We start from the raw sequence: 16,816 nt of genomic DNA, 5'->3' as shown, positions 1-16,816 counted from the left end.
ATATTTTAACAATGCCCAAAATTTTCTCACTTAGCCATCTCCTGATTTTTTGAGCCGAAAATGCCTTCGCGCTTCTCTTCCCAAGAACGCCTCGTTGCCGCCATAAAGATGTCTTCCAATGTCGGTCTTGCCAAATACAGTTCGCGCAATTTCATTTTCTGCGACAGCTCTTTTATTAAAATATCGCCCAAAGGCTCGCGCTTTTTAGTTTTCAAGGCGTAAGTCGCAAATCCTTCGGAATTTTTCGGGGCAACGGTTTCGATTTTAAAGCCGAAACCCAAAGGCTCGAGCGCGGCTTTCATCTCTTCAAAAGTCGCGCTTGCCGAAACTTTGTATGTGTCAACAGGCAAAAATTCATTGCGCAAATTCTCCGGAGTTCCGCTTGCCACAACCATGCCCTGGTTGATAATCATCACCCTGTCGCATACAAGCTCGATTTCGGGAAGGATATGGCTGCTTATCACTACCGACATCCTGCCGCGCAGGGAATCTATAAGTTCCCTTATCGCAATAATTTGGTGGGGGTCAAGCCCGATTGTAGGCTCGTCCATTATAATGACTTCGGGGTGCCCCAAAAGCGCGTCAGCAATGCCTACACGCTGCTTGAAGCCCTTTGACAAATTGCCGATAATCTTGCGCGAAGCCTTGCGCTGTAGCTGGCAGACTTCCATGACTTCGTCAACTTCCCTGCGGATTTCTCCGCCCTTCAAACCCTTTATCGCCGCGCGAAATTTCAAATATTCCGCGACCCTCACGTCTTCGGGAAGCGGATTGTTTTCAGGCATGTAGCCTATGTGCGTCTGGGCGAGCTTGGGGAAATTGGCAACGCTCACGCCGCAGACATAAGCCCTGCCACTCGTGGCGGGCATAAGCCCCGAAAGGATGCGCATTGTCGTGCTTTTGCCCGCGCCGTTGGGACCCAAAAAGCCCAAAATTTCGCCTTTGGCTATTTTAAACGACACATTGTCAATGGCCTTCATCGCGCCGTAACTTTTGCAAAGCCCTTCCGCGACAATGGAATATTCGACATTTTGAGCAACTTCCTGCATATCCAAATAAAAAATAATTGCAAAGAGGCGGAAGCTCCCCGATTTTCACAACCGAAAAGCATTCGCCTCCCCCTTCAAAAAGAAACAAATAAAGGTTTTGTAAAAAATACAGATTTCAGAAATCCGTACAATCCCCTATGCAGAAGCTTTTTTGGCAATATAATTCTTGACGTCGCCAATGGTGCGCAAAGTTTGGACGTCTTCGTTTGAAATTGAAATGCCTGTCGCGTCTTCGACAGCCAAAACGATTTCAACCATTGTAAGTGAATCCAAATTCAAGTCTTGAGCCAAAACCATGTCGTCGGAGGGATTGTCCAAAAGCGGACGCTTTTCAGGCTCCGCGTACCTTGCGATAATGCCCAATATGACGGTGTTGACCTTGGATACGTCGCCTGTTTTGCGAAATTCTACGGCAGCTTCTATCGTTTCTGGGGAACAGCGTTTGAGGGAGTCTCTCAACATTGCTTCGTCTTCCGGAGTGAAATTTGTATTTTCCATATTTAAAAGAATTGCATATTTTTTTTTTGATTTCAACATATTTTATTCAATGAACGCCCTAATTTTTAAAGACCTAAACGAGAGCAAGTTCCTGCCTTTTTCAAGCCCCAAGGCGCATCACATAAAAAACGTCTTAAATCTAAAAACAGGAGACGAAATTTTCGCGGGCATAAAAAATCAAAATCTTTACAAGACAAGGATTTTTGAAACGGAATCCGGCTACGAATTTTCAGGCGACATAACGCCGCTCGAAAACCCCAAGCGCGTAAAAATCACGCTCTGCTCGGCGTTCACGCGTCCGCAAATCGCCAAGCGCATAATGTTCGAGGCGTCGTGCTTCGGAATTGAAAAGCTGATTTTCTACCCTGCTCAAAAGGGCGAAAGCGGCTATCTCAAAGCCTCGCTTTACTCTCCCGACGAAGTCGAAGAACAGCTCATAAAGGGGGCAGAACAGGCATGTTCAAGTCTGATACCCGAATTTCATCTTTCCGAAAGCCTGCAAGAAGCCTTGGAGCTATCGTCAAACTGCGACATAAAAATCGCTCCCGACATCTACGAAAGCACGAAAAATCTTTCCGAAATACGCCTGAAAGACAAAAAAGCCGCAGTTGTTTTCGGCGGGGAGCGCGGATTTTCAAACGACGACCGCACGCTTTTGAGGGAAAACGGCTATATTCTCGCATCACTTGGCAAGCGAGTGCTCCGCACCGATTCCGCCGTCATTTCAACGCTTGCGATTTTGAGCGCGTAAGCCTTGGCTTTCGCCGCAACGCCCTGCGCCCACAAAAAACGAGTCCACAAAAACGGACAAGCACGCGCCCAAAACTATCGCAATCAAAATCGAACTCGCCCTTATGCAGTTTTCGAGAAATTCGTCCATGTAAATTTGCGACATCGCCCCGTCTGATTCTCGCAAAAATTTTTCGATTGCAAGAAGCGCCTTATAGCCGATAAGCCCCGGAACCATCGGAAGAAGAGCGGGAAAAGAAAACACTTCCGCCGCGCAATTCAATATTTTTGCGGCGGCAAGCGACATTACTCCTATCAAAAACGCCCCAAACAAGGTCGCGGAAACAATGTCGCAGTTAAATTGCATAAGCGAAAACCTGAAAGCATGCCCGAACGCAGCAAAAATCCCGCTTATAAAAAGGGCGTGCCGCGGGGGGTTGGAAACTGCTCCAAAACCGATGCAGGCAACCGCCGCAAGAAATCCGTCAGCCAATATTTTAAAAATCATAAAAATTCACCCCCGAAAACCGCGAGCGCGGAGGCAAGCCCGCACACGGTGGCAAATACGAGCGTCATTGCATTTCCAAACCTCGAAAGCCCTGCCAAAATATGCCCGTCCAAAATATCGACTGCAGAGTTTAAAAGCGGTATTCCCGGAACAAGAAAAAGAACCCCCGTATATACGGAGATGGTGCCGCCTAAATGAAATAAATTCACGATGCTTGCCGATGCCCCCGAAGCGACAAACGCGGCAACAAAGAAGCATAGTGGAACAGGCGTCTTTTTTGACGCCAAAAACGACCGCGCCTTGAACGCCAAAAGCGTTGCAAAAAAAACCGCAAACATCGAAAGCCCGCCGCCAAAAAGCCCGCAAAAGGCAGCATTGCCCGCCGACACGGCAATGAGAAGCCTATTTCCCGAAATTCTCGAAAGCCTGCGAATGCGCGCCATTTCTGCCTTGCATTCCGCCATCGAAACAGAGCCTTCGCTTATGCGCCACGACAGCTTTCTAAGCTCGGACATCTCCCGAAAATTAAGAGCACCCGAAGCGACTTTTTTCACCGCCGTCGAAGAATTGCCGGAACTGTCGGCAAGCGTCATTATTATGGTTTTCGGCAAAATTATTATCTGCGGCGCATAGCCCCATGCAAAAGAAATCCTTTCGATATTCCGAAAAATTCTGGCAGTTTGCGAGCCGCAACGCATAAGCTCGGACGCAAAATCCATAATTATGCACAAAGCCTCTTCCCTTTCGCGCGCCATAGCCTATTTCCTTTTTCCAAAAGCCGCCGCCCCCAAAATGGCGGCAAAAAAAACGCCGTTCCAAACAAGAAAGGCAAAATTGTTTCTGGCAAAGCACCCAAACGCGCTTCCTTCCGAATGGCAAGAATTTTCCAAGCCGACGCCCATGGAGCCTTCTCCATTGAGCGGTGCGGAAACCAAAACGTGAAGCATTAAAACAAGTGCCGAAGCCTGTAAAAATTTTTTTAACATATTTAATTCCTTTGCTCCCTCCATAATATATTGACACAAAATCAAATCAATATATAAAAAATACAAGTTTAATAAGAAAATCAGATTTTATTTGCCATGCAGGGGAAACAGATAAAATATTTTTTGGAGGCGGCAAAGTTTCTGCATTTTTCAAAAGCCGCAAATTCTCTCGGCATAGCCCAATCGGCAATAAGCCAGCAGATAATGCTTTTGGAAAACGAGTTGGGATGCAGGCTTTTCGACAGGAGCAACAAATGGAAAGTCTCGCTCACAAGCGCGGGGAAGGCGTTCGCCGAAGGTGCTGAAAAAGCCCAAAGGGAATTCGACAAAGCAAAGCGCGACGCTCTGCGCGCCTCGAAGGGAGAAATCGGGTCTCTTTCAATATTTTCAATTCCGTCGTTTTTCAGCTCGGAAAAATTCTTGTCGGCAATCCGCAAAACAAACAAAAAAATGCCGAAGGTATTTTTGGAAATGCGCAAGCACTCGTCCGCAAACATATTGGAAAGAGTCGGAGAGCAAAAGCTTGACGTCGGCATAATAAGGACAATCGGCGAGCTTCCACCGTCTGTCTGCGAAATGACGCTCGGCATGGAAGACATAATGCTTGCAATTCCTTCAAAACACAGCCTTGCGGCAAAGAGCCGAATAAAAATAAAGGACATCATAAACGAAAAATTCATAATGGTTCCCTTCGACGAAAGCCCGTTTTTCTACCGCACGATTGAAAGGGCTTTCATCGAAAAATGCGGCTCTATGCCCGAAATATCGCACGAAATATACAACTTCGACGCCATTTTAAAAATCATACCGGAAACAAATTTTGTCGCGCCGGTTCCGTCTCTTTTGAAGAATTCCGCGCCAAAAAACGTGGTGTTGAAAAAAATCTCCGATTTGGAAAAAACAACGCGCTACACCGCGGTATGGCATTCCGAAAACAAGTCGGAAGCCCTCAAAATGTTCTTGAAAATCTTAAAAGACGAATTTTCAACGAAAACAAGCAAATAAAAAAGCCCGCAAAACACAAGCTTGCGGGCTTCCGTAAACATAAAAATACTATTCCGAACGCTTCGCCGCCCAGCTGTTGACGCCGAAAATGAGAGTTTGGTCGTTGCCCGCAAATTCAAGCCCCTTGACAAACTGGTAAGTGTTGTGCTCTTCTTCAACCTGCTCGTTGATAAACCAGTTCATGAGGTCAGCAGTAGCGTAATCCTTCTTTTCATTCGCAAGCTCAAAAATTTTCGTGATTTGCGAAGTTACAAGCTGTTCGTGCGCATACGCCGCTTTAAAGGCGTCAAGCGGAGAATCGTACGAATCCTTTTCGGGCTTCGGAATGGGGGCTGTTTCAAACGGAGCGTCGCGCTCGTTTAAAAAGTTGTAGATTTTCATTGCGTGCGACATCTCTTCTTTTGCCTGAATAGACATCCAGCTTGCAAATCCCTGATACGGAGACCTCTTAAAATACGCGCTCATGCCGAAGTAGATATGCGCGGCATAAAGCTCGTTGTAAAACTGTTCGTTTAAGAGTTTCAATACATCCTGTGGTATTTTCATTTTATTCCTTTTAGATTACAATTTAAGTTAAATTCAATAGCTTTTGTTATCGACAAAAAATCAAAAATTTCAAACATTTTCGCAAAAAATTTTATGGAGAAGACGCCTGTTCTTTTGCTTTTTTCGACTCCAAATACTTGGCATATCCAAGCTCTGCCATTTTTGATTTCGGCGCAAATTTCCCGTAAAGAGCTTCGACTTTCGCAAAATCTTTTACGTCATCTTTGTAAAAATCAATAAGCGACTTCAACACCACCCACTCCGCTTTATTTTTTGAAATAATATCCTCAAAAGCGGACATAATTTCCAATGCAAATTCCTTGTCTATTGGGTAATTTTCAGAACCATTATAAAGCCTTTTTCCGCCATTTGCAAAATCTACCAAATCTATTACATTTACAATAACGGCGTTCTTCAAAAAGTTTAAAATTTCATCCGCCTTTTTAGGGTTCTTTTCGCCCCCCGTGCCATTTTTACAAAGAACAGCCAAAAGCATGGCTTCTTCAACAGAAATACTCAATTTATCTTTAAGATAGCAAGCATCCAAAACCTCATAAATCCTGCTAAAATCTCGCGAGATAAATTTGCCTTCAAGCGCAAGTTTCAAATATAACGCTCTATCACACTCCAATGGCATTTTTTTGCCGTCTAAAACACGCCGATTAAGATTTTCCAATGCTTTCTCCCGCAAATTATTTTCATCATACGGCAACTCGAAAAATTTATCGTCCAAAGGAAAATTATTGTCCACGGAATACTTTAACATTTTTACCGCAAACTCTTTATAAAGATTTCCGAAAACATCAAATTCATCTTCATAAAATCTTTCTATACATTCATAAAAACACGATATAGACATATCTTTTTTTGAATACACCCAATCGCTACTTTCCTCCGTTTGTATTAGCGACATCGCCTTATTAAAAACTTCTTCCGATTTCGCTTCGTTTTTTTCAATGCCATAGCCTCCCATTGCATAAATCATCGCAACGTCCATATATTCATAAAGCCCCAAACCACGCAGTTTTTCTTCGGCAAAATAAAATTTTAGAGCCTTATTAAAATCCGGCTTAACATAGAATTTGACTCCTTTAAAAAATAAATATGCAACATTGCTATGATAACGGAAATCTTTGTTGTCTAAATTCTTCTCTGCATGACTTATAATTTCTGCGTACTTATTTTCATTCACATATTTATAATACGGAAAATCTTTTCTCAAACAATCACAAGCATTCCAGCCGACAAAATTGAAAAATGTAAATATAAGCGCGGCAAATATTACCAAATTTAAAGCCAAAGCTAAATACTTCTTCATTTGTCCCCCTTTAATTTAAGCTCTAATTCGATAAAATAAAAACCATCGTCATTTGAGTTCGTGATATACATAAAATAACTCAAATCCAAAGCGTCCTCTTTTTTAAGCTCATGGTCCATTTTAAGAAAACGAATATCGGATTTGTCCGACAAATAATTTTGTAAATCTTTTGTCGATTTATTTTCGTCAATGACGGGCAGAACCTTCATTATGTTGTCATACGCATTTTCAAATATTTCAGGATTTTCTGTTGGCGAATAGAAAAAAGGTTTTGAATATTTACTCTCCTTTATTTTTGAAAAATCCCAGCCGCCTGCAAATTTGTAATATCCGTATTTCAGTACAGGCTCCGCTTCAATTTTGCGCGAATAATAATCGCGCGGGTCATTTTCAGGCGAATATTCAAATTTAACTTTGGGCAAAGAATAAGTCCCTTCTAAATTTATCCCTCTGTCTCTTTTATGCGGAATGACGCTCGAATAATACCCGACACCCAGACATAAAAAAAGAGCCGCCACCCAACATCTTTTTCTGCCTTCCCAAGACGCGCATATTACCGTAAAAAGAGAAATCATCAAAAATGCGAACAGCCAATCAGAATGCCCCCAATAATCGTCAAAATCCGTAAAGAAATGAGGAACAATTTTTGAAATTAAAAACATCAGCGCGTAAAATTTTACAAAATAAAAAATTCTGCGCCCCCAAAGACACTTCCAAGTTTCTCCATCTGATTTTTTGCACGAAAAAGCAATCGCCAAAAACCAAAATAACGCATGGGAATTTACATAAATCGCAGGATATGCAAAAATAATCGCAAAAAAAAGAACGGGAATAATAATTGCATCAAAATAGGTATGAATATAATGGTGCATTCCGTACGGATAGCCACACATACAAAATAGTCCATAGCCTGATTTTAAATACGCAAAAGTTAACAAAATCCAAACGCCAAGCCATAAATTCACACGCGCAAATTTGCTCTCCAAAATTCTATGCAAAAAAGCGACTCCTATGGCGAATGGAATATAAAACCAAGGGCTGCAAATTAAATTTGCCCACTCAACCAACGTACCGCCAAATTCCATATATAACACCTTACTTTTAAGTATAATATTATAAGCAAGATGCGCTATTCAAGAAAAAATTTTCAGATAAAATATAAAGGCGCGCTACTTTTTGCGCGAAGATTTCAGCCTGTCGCAAAAGGCAAAAATGTTTGCCAAGACGGTGCCGCTTATCGAGTGGTAAACGCACGCAACCGCAGTCGCAAGCGCAGCTTCGGGCATTGCCGAAAAATGCCTGCAAGCCAAATTCGTGCCAAGCCCCGCATTCTGGCATCCGACTTCTATTGCGAGAGTCCTGCGTCGGGCAATCCCCATTTTTAATACAACTCCCATTAAGTATCCGCTCAAATAACCCAAACCGTTGTGAAGGGCGACAAGAAGAAATATCGCGATTCCGGAAGTCAAAATTTTGTCGGCGCAAAGAGCCGTGACGCCCGCAACTATGAAAGCAAGCCCCAAAACGCTGAATGCAGGCATTATTTGCATTGCATCCATGTACGCTTTTTTCTTCGCGAACAAAAAATTCAAAACCGCACCCGCAATTACAGGAAAAAGAGTTACAATCAATATGCTTTTGAACATTCCCACTGCGTCGATTTCAATGCTTTCACCCGAAAGAACCAACATCAAAAGCGGCGTAAGTATAGGGGAAATAAGAGTGCTTGCAGTTGTCATTCCAACGCTGAAAGCCACGTCGCCATTTGCAAGATAGCTCATTATGTTGCTTGAAACGCCGCCGGGGCACGTCCCGACCAGCAAAAGCCCGATTGCAATTCCCGTGGGCAAATCGAAAAATTTTACCATTGCATAGGCAATCAAAGGCATAAAAGTGTACTGAACGCACGCCCCGATAAAAATATCGAAAGGACGCCTGAGCAGTATTTTAAAATCTTGGGCAGATAGCGTCATACCCATCGAAAGCATTATAAATCCCAAAATAAAAGCCTGCGCGTCACCTCTCACCCACAAAAACAAATTCGGATAAAAGAACGCCAAAACCGCCGCCGCAATAACAAACAATGCGGTTTTACTCGACATGATTTTGGCTAATCTAAACAAAAACTTCATAAATTCAATTTAAACAGATTTAGCCTCAAAAAAACGAAACGCAAGCCCCAATATCATTATAAAAAAACAACGCGGAATAGTTACACTTACAAAAAATCCGCAAGGGGAAACTTGCGGATGGAAATTGGAGCGGGCGAACGGTCTCGAACCGTCAACCTCGACCTTGGCAAGGTCGCGCTCTAGCCAATTGAGCTACGCCCGCGTTGCGGATTGGATTCTCCAATCAATTAAAGCTCTCTACAATGCCGCTTTATTTCGATATGTCAAGCTCTAAACTGTAACTTTTTCGGAAATTTTTTGGCGCGAAAAGGATGCAAAACATGCAAAAAATCTTCGGGGCAAAGATTTGTCCTTATTCAAATTTGGAGAAATAACAAAAAACAGATTAAAGCAAGGAAACTACAATACCGAATGCGCTATTTAATCCGCACAAGATACCCGTCAAACCCAACATTTCACAACTTTTTGAGTTGCCCATATTTTTTATACAAATAAATACGCGCCATGTCCGACAAAAAAGAATAAAAAAAGCGGGAAAAATCCCGCTTTTTTATGGAGCCGATGAGGCTCGAACTCACGACCTCCAGAGTGCGATTCTGGCGCTCTTCCAACTGAGCTACGACCCCGATATTTAAGCATCAAATAATCTGCCGAATTTAAAATTTGTCAAGGCATTTTTTATGTCTTTTAAATTTGGGATTTCAATCCTGCCTACATTCAAGCGCAAGCCCTACTTGTACTCCTGCCATGACTTTATCGCGATTTTCTCAATCGGCATTTGCGAAAACGCCGTTATGAAAGCGTCGGCAAGGCGGGCATTCGTGATTAGCGGAATGTTTAAGTCTATGGCAGCCCTTCTTATTCGGTAGCTGTTGTCAAGCTCGCCGGAAGTCAAGTTTTTGGGAATATTCACAACCATGTCGATTTTCCTTTCGTGAAGCAAATCGAGCGCGCTCGGCTTTTTGTCCAATCCCGAAAAAACGAGGGTGTTTTCTATTCCGTTTTCCGCCAAGAACCTTGAAGATCCGCCCGTGGCATAGATTTTAAGACCCTTTTTCTTCAAGATTTTTGCGGCGTCCAATAAATCCGCCTTCTGCTTTGCGTTGCCCATTGAGAGCAAAACGCTGTGCTGCGGAATCTTATATCCGACGGATAGCATCGACTTTAAAATCGCGCACGAAGTGTCGTCGCCAAGGCACCCGACTTCGCCCGTTGACGCCATGTCAACCCCCAAAACGGGGTCGGCTTTTTGAAGTCTGTTGAATGAGAACTGGCTCGCCTTAATACCGACGTAATCCAAGTCGAACAAGTTTTTCTTCGGCTTTTCAACGGGAATGCCAAGCATTATTTTCGCGGCAAGCTCGATTAAGTTGAGCTTCAAAACCTTGCTTACGAATGGGAAAGAGCGCGAAGCCCTAAGGTTGCATTCAATTACCTTTATATCGTTGTCGCGGGCAAGATACTGTATGTTGAAAGGCCCTGAAATTTTAAGCTCGCTTGCGATTTGGCGCGATATGCGCTTAATTCGGCGCAAAGTTTCAACGTAAAGTTTTTGCGGGGGAAACTGTATGGTTGCGTCCCCCGAATGCACGCCCGCGTATTCGATATGCTCGCTTATTGCGTAGGCTATGATTTCCCCGTCTTTTGCGACGGCGTCCATTTCAACTTCCTTTGCGTGCTCGACGAATTGACTTACAACAACGGGATGAGCCTTTGAAACGTTCGCCGCAAGCTTCAAGAAGCGTTCAAGCTCCTCTTGGTTCGAACAGACGTTCATTGCGGCTCCGCTCAAAACGTAAGACGGGCGCACAAGCACGGGGAAGCCCACTTTTTCGATGAATTTGCCAATGTCCTCCATCGAAGTGAGCGCGCGCCATTCAGGTTGGTCAACGCCTATTCTGTCGAGCATTGCGGAAAATTTGTCGCGGTCTTCGGCATTATCTATGCTTTTGGCGGAAGTTCCCAAAATCCTGACGTTTTGCGAGTCGAGGCGGAGAGCCAAGTTGTTCGGTATTTGCCCGCCCGTTGAAAGAACCACGCCATACGGATTTTCAAGCTCGATGATGTCCATGACGCGCTCAAAAGTAAGCTCGTCGAAATAAAGGCGGTCGCAAACGTCGTAGTCGGTCGAGACGGTTTCGGGGTTATAGTTTATCATCACCGCGCGGTAGCCCTCTTTTCTGATGGTGTTGAGAGCCTGCACACCGCACCAGTCAAATTCGACGGAAGAGCCTATCCTGTAAGCCCCCGACCCCAAAACCACTATTGATTTTTTGTCGCCGAGGTACTTTACGTCGTTTGCAATTCCGCCGTATGTCAAATACAAATAGTTTGTCTTGGCAGGATACTCCGCGGCAAGAGTGTCGATTTGCTTTACAACGGGAACAATGCCGATGCTCTTGCGGTATTCCCTGACTTTCAAAATAGCCCGCTCCATGTCGGAGTCTATTCCGATTGCCCTTGCTATTTGAAAATCAGAAAAGCCCTGAATTTTCGCTTTCTTCAAAAGCGGCTTTGGTATTTCAACCAAGCCGCGGTTTGAGCCTGCCCAATCGTGCAGTTCCTTTGAAGTATCCATAATGTTTTGGAGCTTCTGCAAGAACCAGTTGTCGATTTTGGTAAGCGAATGGATTTCTTCGACAGTGTAGCCCGCGCGCATTGCCTTTGATATGGCAAAAATTCTGTTGTCGGTCGGCTCGCGCAATGCCTTGTCGATGTCGGCAATTTGCAACTCCTTATTTTCGACAAAGCCGTGCATTCCCTGCCCTATCATGCGCAAGCCCTTTTGGATTGCCTCTTCAAAAGTCCTGCCGATTGCCATGACCTCGCCCACCGACTTCATCGAAGAGCCAAGCTCGCGCGCAACCCCGTGGAATTTGCCCAAGTCCCAGCGCGGAATTTTGCATACAACATAGTCAAGCGCGGGTTCAAAAAACGCGCTTGTTGTTTTCGTCACCGAATTTTTAAGCTCGAAAAGCCCGTAGCCCAATCCAAGCTTAGCCGCCACAAAGGCAAGCGGATAGCCCGTGGCTTTCGACGCCAAGGCAGAAGAGCGGCTAAGGCGCGCGTTCACTTCAATAACCCTGTAATCTTCCGACATCGGGTCGTAGGCGTACTGCACATTGCATTCCCCCACAATCCCCAAATGGCGCACTATGCGTATGGAAAGCTCGCGAAGCTTGTGGAAGTCGGTATTTGAAAGAGTCTGGGACGGGGCGATAACGATGCTTTCGCCCGTATGGATGCCCAAAGGGTCGAAATTTTCCATGTTGCAGACGCAAATGCAGTTGTCGAACCTGTCGCGCACAACTTCGTATTCTATTTCTTTCCAGCCCTTCAAGCTTTTTTCCACCAAAACCTGAGGGGAGAATGAAAACGCCTTTTCGGCAAGAACATTCAATTCCTCCTCATTGTCGCAAAATCCCGAACCCAATCCACCCAAGGCGTACGCGGCGCGTATGATTACGGGGTATTCAAGCTTCTTTGCCGCGCGGCGGGCGTCTTCAATATTTTCGACAGCCTCGCTTTTGATGCTCTTTACGCTTATTTCGTCCAATTTTTTGACGAAAAGTTCTCTGTCTTCGGTGTCGATGATGGTCTGTACGGGAGTCCCCAAAACTTCGACGCCGTATTTTTCAAAAACACCGCTTTTAAAAAGCTCAACGCCGCAATTTAGCGCGGTTTGACCGCCGAAAGACAAAAGAACACCGTCGGGACGCTCCTTCTCGATGATTTTTTCCACGAAATAAGGCGTGACAGGAAGAAAGTAAATGCTGTCGGCAATACCTTCGCTCGTCTGAACCGTCGCGATGTTAGGGTTTATCAAAACCGTTTCTATGCCCTCTTCTTTCAAGGCTTTCAAAGCCTGGCTTCCCGAATAGTCGAATTCGCCCGCTTCGCCGATTTTCAGCGCACCCGAACCCAATAACAAAACTTTTTTTATCTGTTTTTTCATCCTACAATAAATTTACAAATTCGTCGAAAAGAAATTCAGTATCCGTGGGCCCCGAAGCGGCTTCTGGATGGAACTGCACTGAAAAGAACGGCTTTGTCTTGTGCCTTATGCCCTCGTTCGAGCCGTCGTTCATGTTTTCAAAATAGACCTCCCAGTCATCGCCCAAAGAAGAATTGTCAACCGCATAGCCGTGGTTTTGGCTTGTTATGAAACAGCGGTTTGTGCCGAGCATTCTGACGGGCTGGTTGTGGCTTCTGTGCCCGTATTTGAGCTTGTACACTTTCGCGCCCCCCGCCTTTGCAAGAAGCTGGTTGCCCATGCAAATGCCGAATATCGGCTTTTCTTTTGCCATTGCTTTTTTGATGTTCTGAACGGCTTCGGAGCACATGTCGGGATTGCCGGGCCCGTTTGAAATGAAAACGCCGTCAAAGTCCATTCCGCTGAAATCGTAATTCCACGGAACACGCGCGATTTCAACGCCGCGCCGCAAAAGACAGCGTATGATGTTTTCCTTCACTCCGCAATCGAGCAGCACAACTTTCTTGGGCGCGCCCTCGTTATATTTTAAAATCTCCCTGCACGAAACCTTGTCAACAAAATTGATTTTTGAATACTCCGTCTGAGGTGAAAAGCTTTCGGGCTTTCCGATAAAAATCCGCCCCTGCATCACTCCGCTTCCGCGCAAAACCTTTGTAAGCTCGCGCGTGTCAACGCCACAAATGCCCGCGATTTTTTCCTGCTTAAGCCAGTCGGAAAGACTTAAAGCAGCGTTCCAATGGCTGTAATTAACGCTGTAATCGCCAACGACCAGAGCCTCGGCGTGAATCCTGCCGCTCTCCATGAATTTTGAAAGCCCGTCAGAGCAAGTCTCTGCGGACGGAACGCCGTAATTTCCAATCAAAGGATAGGTCAAAACCATAATTTGACCTTCGTAGGAAGGGTCTGTGAGGCTTTCGGGATAGCCCGTCATCGCCGTATTGAAAACAACTTCGCCAAAAACGGATTTTTCAAAGCCGAATGATTTTCCCTCAAAACAGCTTCCGTCTTCAAGAACCAAATATGCGTCTTTCATTTTCTATAAGTTTAAAATTTCAAAAAACCCGCCTTACGACGACTTGTAAAGACGGGTATCAATTCCGAGTTTTTTTATTTTGTATAAAATTATGCGCGGAGTCGCCTGCAATACTTTCGCGGCGGCAGTCGCGTTGCCGTTTGTTTTTTTGAGGGCGTTTATTATTATTTCGCGCTCAAAATTTCCGACCAAAGTTTCGTAGTCGGCAAAATCCCCCGACTCAAAATCCGCGCTCACCGAAGACTTGCATGAAGCTTCCGTCTGCAATGTCGGCGGCAGATTGTAGCCGCTTATGACGTTGTCGGAAGTGTTCAAGACCGCGTACTCCATGCAATTTTCAAGCTCGCGCACATTGCCTGGCCAATAGTAGGACATCAGCATGTTTATTGCGGGAGTGGAAATTCTTGCAACGTTTTTGCCGTGGATTAAATTGTACTTTTGCAGGAAATGCTCGGCAAGAACGGTTATGTCGCACTTCCTGTTCCGCAGGGCGGGCATGTAAATCGGAAACACGTTCAGGCGGTAATACAAGTCCTCCCTGAAAGTTCCATCCCTTATCATATCTTCCAAGTTGCGGCTTGTCGCGGCGATAATCCTGACGTCAACTTTCCGCTCTTCGCCGCCGCCGACGCGGTAATAGGAATGCTCCTGAATGAAGCGCAAAAGCTTCAACTGCATGAGAAGCGGCAAGTCCCCGACTTCGTCCAAGAAAAGAGTGCCCGTGTCTGCCACTTCCACAAGCCCGATTTTTCTGTTTATCGCGCCCGTAAAAGCCCCCTTTTCATGCCCGAAAAGCTCGCTTTCGATAAGGCCTTCGGGCAGAGCGGCGCAGTTTATCGAAACAAACGGCTTGTCCTGCCTTACCGAATTTTTCTGTATCGCGCGCGCAACAAGCTCCTTGCCCGTGCCCGACTCCCCTCTTATCAAAACCGTCGCGTTTGAAGACGCCACCTTAAATATCATGGAATAGACGTTCTTCATACCCGAACAGTTGCCGACAATTTCGTTGGGACGCATGCGGTTGTCCAGCTCAAGCTGCAGGCGGCGATTTTCTGAAATCAGCTTCTTGCGCTCCTCGACTTCCGTGTACGAGACGTATATCGCGTCCGCCATGATGTCGGCAATGATTTCAAGAAGATGCAAATCGGCGTCCAAATCGGTGCTTTTATCGACTTTTCTGTCGATTGAAATCGTGCCTATCACGTTGTCGGCGTAAATTACGGGAACACAGATAAACGCCACATTCTTTTCGCCGCTACGCGCACCCGTGCGGTTTAGAAAAGATTTCTCCTTTGAAATGTCGGCTATGACGCGCGGAGTTCCGTCTTTTGCGACAAGCCCCGTAATGCCTTCCCCTACGCGGTAAGTTCCGCGCTCTATTTCGTTTTTATTCAAGCCCTGCGAGGCTTCTATTACGAGCATGTCACCTTCGCGCAAAGTGATTGTTCCGCGCAGAAAACCCATTTCGGTATAAAGAATGTCGAGCATCCTCGATATCATTTCCGACACGGGGGAGTGTTTTGCGATAAGATGGCTTATCTTTTTTAATACCGCAATGTTTTGATGTAGATTATCCATGCTCTTGGGACAGTTATTTTACGTTTGTCTTGAAAAATTTGTCAATATTTTCCGCAAGATTTCTTCCGGAAGCTATCGCCCTAACCACCAAAGACGCGCCGCTTGCCGCGTCTCCGCAGGCAAACACACCCCCAATCGAAGTCTGAAAATCCGAAGAAACCTTTAAAACGCCGCGCGTGGAAAGCTCCGCGCCCGAATCTTCTACAAGCCCGCCGCGCTTTACTCCCGTAAATCCCATGCAAAGAAGCACGAGTTCCGCCTTTATCTCAAAATCAGACCCCTCGATTTCTTCAAACGTCTTGGGTCTTCCGTTTTCAAAAGTCCATTTCAGCCTCTTGGCTTTCAGGGCGCAAACCATGCCGTTTTCGCCTGAAAATTCAGAACTGCCGACGCTCCACATTCTGCTGCCGCCTTCCAAATGGCTGCTCGAAGTGCGTTTTTTATACTCCCACATGGGCCACGGCGTAGAAGAATCCCTCGAGCTCGGAGGCTCGGGCATTATTTCAATTTGGACGACGCTTTTTGCGCCCTGCCTGATTGCCGTTCCCAAACAGTCGCTTCCCGTGTCTCCGCCGCCGATGATAAGCACATTTTTGTCTTTTGCGGAAATTTTCAGGCTATCGCTTTCGCCCGATAAAAATCGGGCCTGCGAATTTAAAAATTCGAGGGCAAAATGTATGCCGCCAAGCTCCCTGCCTTTTATCTTCAAATCTCTCGGCTCTTCTGCCCCGATGCAGAGGGCGACAGCGTCAAACTTGCGCTTCAAAAAATCAAGGGAGACATCGGAGCCGACATCAACGTCATATTCAAAAGTAATGCCTGCTTCGCACATGAGAGCAATGCGGCGGTCGATGACGTTTTTTTCAAGCTTGAAATTCGGTATGCCGTACCTCAAAAGCCCGCCCGCGCGGTGCCTTTTTTCAAATACGCAGACTTCATGCCCCAAAGAGCAGAGTTTATCGGCGCAGGCAAGCCCCGCAGGACCCGAACCGATTACCGCAACGCGCCTGCCGCTATGAAACGCGCTTGAACGCGGCTTCACTAGTCCTTCATTAAACGCGCTTTCGATTATTTCATATTCAATCTGCTTGATTGTGGTAGGCTCAGACGGCAAACCCGCGCAACATGCTGCCTCGCAAAGCGCGGGGCATACGCGCGACGTAAATTCGGGGAAAGGAGAAGTGATAGAGAGAATTTTATACGCGTACTCCATTCTGCCGCCGCACACTGCCGCATTAAATTCGGGTATGGAATTGCCAAGCGGACAACCGTAGGCGTTGCAAAATGCAATTCCGCAACCCATGCAGCGTTTGGATTGCTCCGCCACAATCTCGCGGCTCGGACGAATTTCGACGTCCTTAAAGTCCTCCGTACGCCCCGCGCGGTACTGCGGGTTTCGGCGCGGAATTTGCAAAAAATCCTTCAACATAACTTTTCCTT

Annotated in this window: 15 protein-coding genes and 2 tRNA genes; 2 read left to right on the top strand and 15 right to left on the bottom strand. The window is 45.7% G+C overall.

Going from position 1 to position 16,816, the window contains the following annotated elements:
- Window positions 1–26 precede the first annotated feature (26 nt).
- Together MOX91_RS02365 and MOX91_RS02360 are read right to left on the bottom strand one after the other, a co-directional pair.
- Complete coding sequence (locus MOX91_RS02365; RefSeq protein ID WP_370396472.1) at window positions 27–1,049, bottom strand: ABC transporter ATP-binding protein; 1,023 nt, start codon at window positions 1,047–1,049, stop codon at window positions 27–29.
- A gap of 135 nt (window positions 1,050–1,184) precedes the next feature.
- Entirely contained in the window at window positions 1,185–1,547 is a 363-nt protein-coding gene (locus tag MOX91_RS02360) for an acyl carrier protein (RefSeq protein ID WP_370396471.1), read from the bottom strand.
- A 49-nt stretch (window positions 1,548–1,596) separates the two neighbouring features.
- Here MOX91_RS02360 and MOX91_RS02355 point away from each other — a divergent pair, with 49 nt between their 5' ends.
- A complete protein-coding gene (locus tag MOX91_RS02355; protein WP_370396470.1) occupies window positions 1,597–2,298 on the top strand; it encodes an RsmE family RNA methyltransferase in 702 nt (233 codons plus the stop codon).
- Here MOX91_RS02355 and MOX91_RS02350 read toward each other — a convergent pair.
- From MOX91_RS02350 to MOX91_RS02340, 3 genes are read right to left on the bottom strand one after another with little or no spacing between them, the layout of a single operon-like run.
- The gene (locus MOX91_RS02350) at window positions 2,272–2,784 is read right to left on the bottom strand and encodes a threonine/serine exporter family protein (RefSeq protein WP_370396469.1); all 513 of its coding nucleotides are present in this window, start codon (window positions 2,782–2,784) and stop codon (window positions 2,272–2,274) included. The two genes, MOX91_RS02355 and MOX91_RS02350, sit on opposite strands and share 27 nt — an antisense overlap.
- On the bottom strand, window positions 2,781–3,539 hold the full coding sequence (locus tag MOX91_RS02345) for a threonine/serine exporter family protein (RefSeq protein WP_370396468.1): 759 nt from the start codon (window positions 3,537–3,539) through the stop codon (window positions 2,781–2,783). Before MOX91_RS02345 ends, MOX91_RS02350 begins: the two co-directional genes overlap by 4 nt.
- 3 nt (window positions 3,540–3,542) lie before the next feature.
- The gene (locus MOX91_RS02340) at window positions 3,543–3,770 is read right to left on the bottom strand and encodes a hypothetical protein (protein WP_370396467.1); all 228 of its coding nucleotides are present in this window, start codon (window positions 3,768–3,770) and stop codon (window positions 3,543–3,545) included.
- 96 nt (window positions 3,771–3,866) lie between these two features.
- Here MOX91_RS02340 and MOX91_RS02335 point away from each other — a divergent pair, with 96 nt between their 5' ends.
- On the top strand, window positions 3,867–4,775 hold the full coding sequence (locus tag MOX91_RS02335; RefSeq protein WP_370396466.1) for a LysR family transcriptional regulator: 909 nt from the start codon (window positions 3,867–3,869) through the stop codon (window positions 4,773–4,775).
- Window positions 4,776–4,823: 48 nt separating this feature from the next.
- Here the strand turns inward: MOX91_RS02335 and MOX91_RS02330 are convergent, their stop codons facing one another.
- The 10 genes from MOX91_RS02330 to MOX91_RS02285 form a co-directional block, all read right to left on the bottom strand.
- A complete protein-coding gene (locus tag MOX91_RS02330) occupies window positions 4,824–5,321 on the bottom strand; it encodes a ferritin (protein WP_370396465.1) in 498 nt (165 codons plus the stop codon).
- 91 nt (window positions 5,322–5,412) lie between these two features.
- Window positions 5,413–6,639 carry a hypothetical protein gene (locus MOX91_RS02325; protein WP_370396464.1) on the bottom strand — a complete coding sequence of 409 codons (1,227 nt, stop codon included), beginning with the start codon at window positions 6,637–6,639 and terminating at the stop codon, window positions 5,413–5,415.
- Complete coding sequence (locus MOX91_RS02320; RefSeq protein ID WP_370396463.1) at window positions 6,636–7,301, bottom strand: hypothetical protein; 666 nt, start codon at window positions 7,299–7,301, stop codon at window positions 6,636–6,638. The genes MOX91_RS02325 and MOX91_RS02320 overlap by 4 nt, the downstream gene beginning before the upstream one ends.
- Before the next feature lie 507 nt (window positions 7,302–7,808).
- Complete coding sequence (locus MOX91_RS02315) at window positions 7,809–8,771, bottom strand: bile acid:sodium symporter family protein (RefSeq protein WP_370396462.1); 963 nt, start codon at window positions 8,769–8,771, stop codon at window positions 7,809–7,811.
- A gap of 125 nt (window positions 8,772–8,896) precedes the next feature.
- Window positions 8,897–8,973: transfer RNA gene (locus MOX91_RS02310), tRNA-Gly, on the bottom strand.
- Window positions 8,974–9,324: 351 nt separating this feature from the next.
- Window positions 9,325–9,397 (bottom strand) — tRNA-Ala (locus MOX91_RS02305).
- Window positions 9,398–9,501: 104 nt separating this feature from the next.
- Window positions 9,502–12,726 (bottom strand): carbamoyl-phosphate synthase (glutamine-hydrolyzing) large subunit, encoded by a 3,225-nt coding sequence (gene carB / locus MOX91_RS02300; RefSeq protein ID WP_370396461.1) that lies wholly within the window; start codon window positions 12,724–12,726, stop codon window positions 9,502–9,504.
- A gap of 1 nt (window position 12,727) precedes the next feature.
- Window positions 12,728–13,798 carry a glutamine-hydrolyzing carbamoyl-phosphate synthase small subunit gene (gene carA / locus MOX91_RS02295; RefSeq protein ID WP_370396460.1) on the bottom strand — a complete coding sequence of 357 codons (1,071 nt, stop codon included), beginning with the start codon at window positions 13,796–13,798 and terminating at the stop codon, window positions 12,728–12,730.
- Window positions 13,799–13,831: 33 nt separating this feature from the next.
- The gene (locus MOX91_RS02290; RefSeq protein WP_370396459.1) at window positions 13,832–15,376 is read right to left on the bottom strand and encodes a sigma-54 interaction domain-containing protein; all 1,545 of its coding nucleotides are present in this window, start codon (window positions 15,374–15,376) and stop codon (window positions 13,832–13,834) included.
- A 13-nt stretch (window positions 15,377–15,389) separates the two neighbouring features.
- Window positions 15,390–16,805, bottom strand: coding sequence for a glutamate synthase subunit beta (locus MOX91_RS02285; protein ID WP_370396458.1), 1,416 nt, complete (start codon window positions 16,803–16,805; stop codon window positions 15,390–15,392).
- Window positions 16,806–16,816 lie beyond the last annotated feature (11 nt).

This window comes from Intestinicryptomonas porci, from assembly GCF_033971905.1.
GTDB classification, from domain to species: domain Bacteria; phylum Verrucomicrobiota; class Verrucomicrobiia; order Opitutales; family Intestinicryptomonadaceae; genus Intestinicryptomonas; species Intestinicryptomonas porci.
The sequence above is the reverse complement of the archived record's forward strand: the minus strand, read 5'-3'. Positions and strand labels throughout refer to the sequence as shown.

Excerpts from the sequence above, each read along its gene's own strand:
- MOX91_RS02365 (WP_370396472.1), bottom strand. The coding sequence starts at position 1,049 with ATGCAGGAAGTTGCTCAAAATGTCGAATATTCCATTGTCGCGGAAGGG.
- MOX91_RS02360 (WP_370396471.1), bottom strand. The coding sequence starts at position 1,547 with ATGGAAAATACAAATTTCACTCCGGAAGACGAAGCAATGTTGAGAGAC.
- MOX91_RS02355 (WP_370396470.1), top strand. The coding sequence starts at position 1,597 with ATGAACGCCCTAATTTTTAAAGACCTAAACGAGAGCAAGTTCCTGCCT.
- MOX91_RS02350 (WP_370396469.1), bottom strand. The coding sequence starts at position 2,784 with ATGATTTTTAAAATATTGGCTGACGGATTTCTTGCGGCGGTTGCCTGC.
- MOX91_RS02345 (WP_370396468.1), bottom strand. The coding sequence starts at position 3,539 with ATGGCGCGCGAAAGGGAAGAGGCTTTGTGCATAATTATGGATTTTGCG.
- MOX91_RS02340 (WP_370396467.1), bottom strand. The coding sequence starts at position 3,770 with ATGTTAAAAAAATTTTTACAGGCTTCGGCACTTGTTTTAATGCTTCAC.
- MOX91_RS02335 (WP_370396466.1), top strand. The coding sequence starts at position 3,867 with ATGCAGGGGAAACAGATAAAATATTTTTTGGAGGCGGCAAAGTTTCTG.
- MOX91_RS02330 (WP_370396465.1), bottom strand. The coding sequence starts at position 5,321 with ATGAAAATACCACAGGATGTATTGAAACTCTTAAACGAACAGTTTTAC.
- MOX91_RS02325 (WP_370396464.1), bottom strand. The coding sequence starts at position 6,639 with ATGAAGAAGTATTTAGCTTTGGCTTTAAATTTGGTAATATTTGCCGCG.
- MOX91_RS02320 (WP_370396463.1), bottom strand. The coding sequence starts at position 7,301 with ATGTTTTTAATTTCAAAAATTGTTCCTCATTTCTTTACGGATTTTGAC.
- MOX91_RS02315 (WP_370396462.1), bottom strand. The coding sequence starts at position 8,771 with ATGAAGTTTTTGTTTAGATTAGCCAAAATCATGTCGAGTAAAACCGCA.
- carB (WP_370396461.1), bottom strand. The coding sequence starts at position 12,726 with ATGAAAAAACAGATAAAAAAAGTTTTGTTATTGGGTTCGGGTGCGCTG.
- carA (WP_370396460.1), bottom strand. The coding sequence starts at position 13,798 with ATGAAAGACGCATATTTGGTTCTTGAAGACGGAAGCTGTTTTGAGGGA.
- MOX91_RS02290 (WP_370396459.1), bottom strand. The coding sequence starts at position 15,376 with ATGGATAATCTACATCAAAACATTGCGGTATTAAAAAAGATAAGCCAT.
- MOX91_RS02285 (WP_370396458.1), bottom strand. The coding sequence starts at position 16,805 with ATGTTGAAGGATTTTTTGCAAATTCCGCGCCGAAACCCGCAGTACCGC.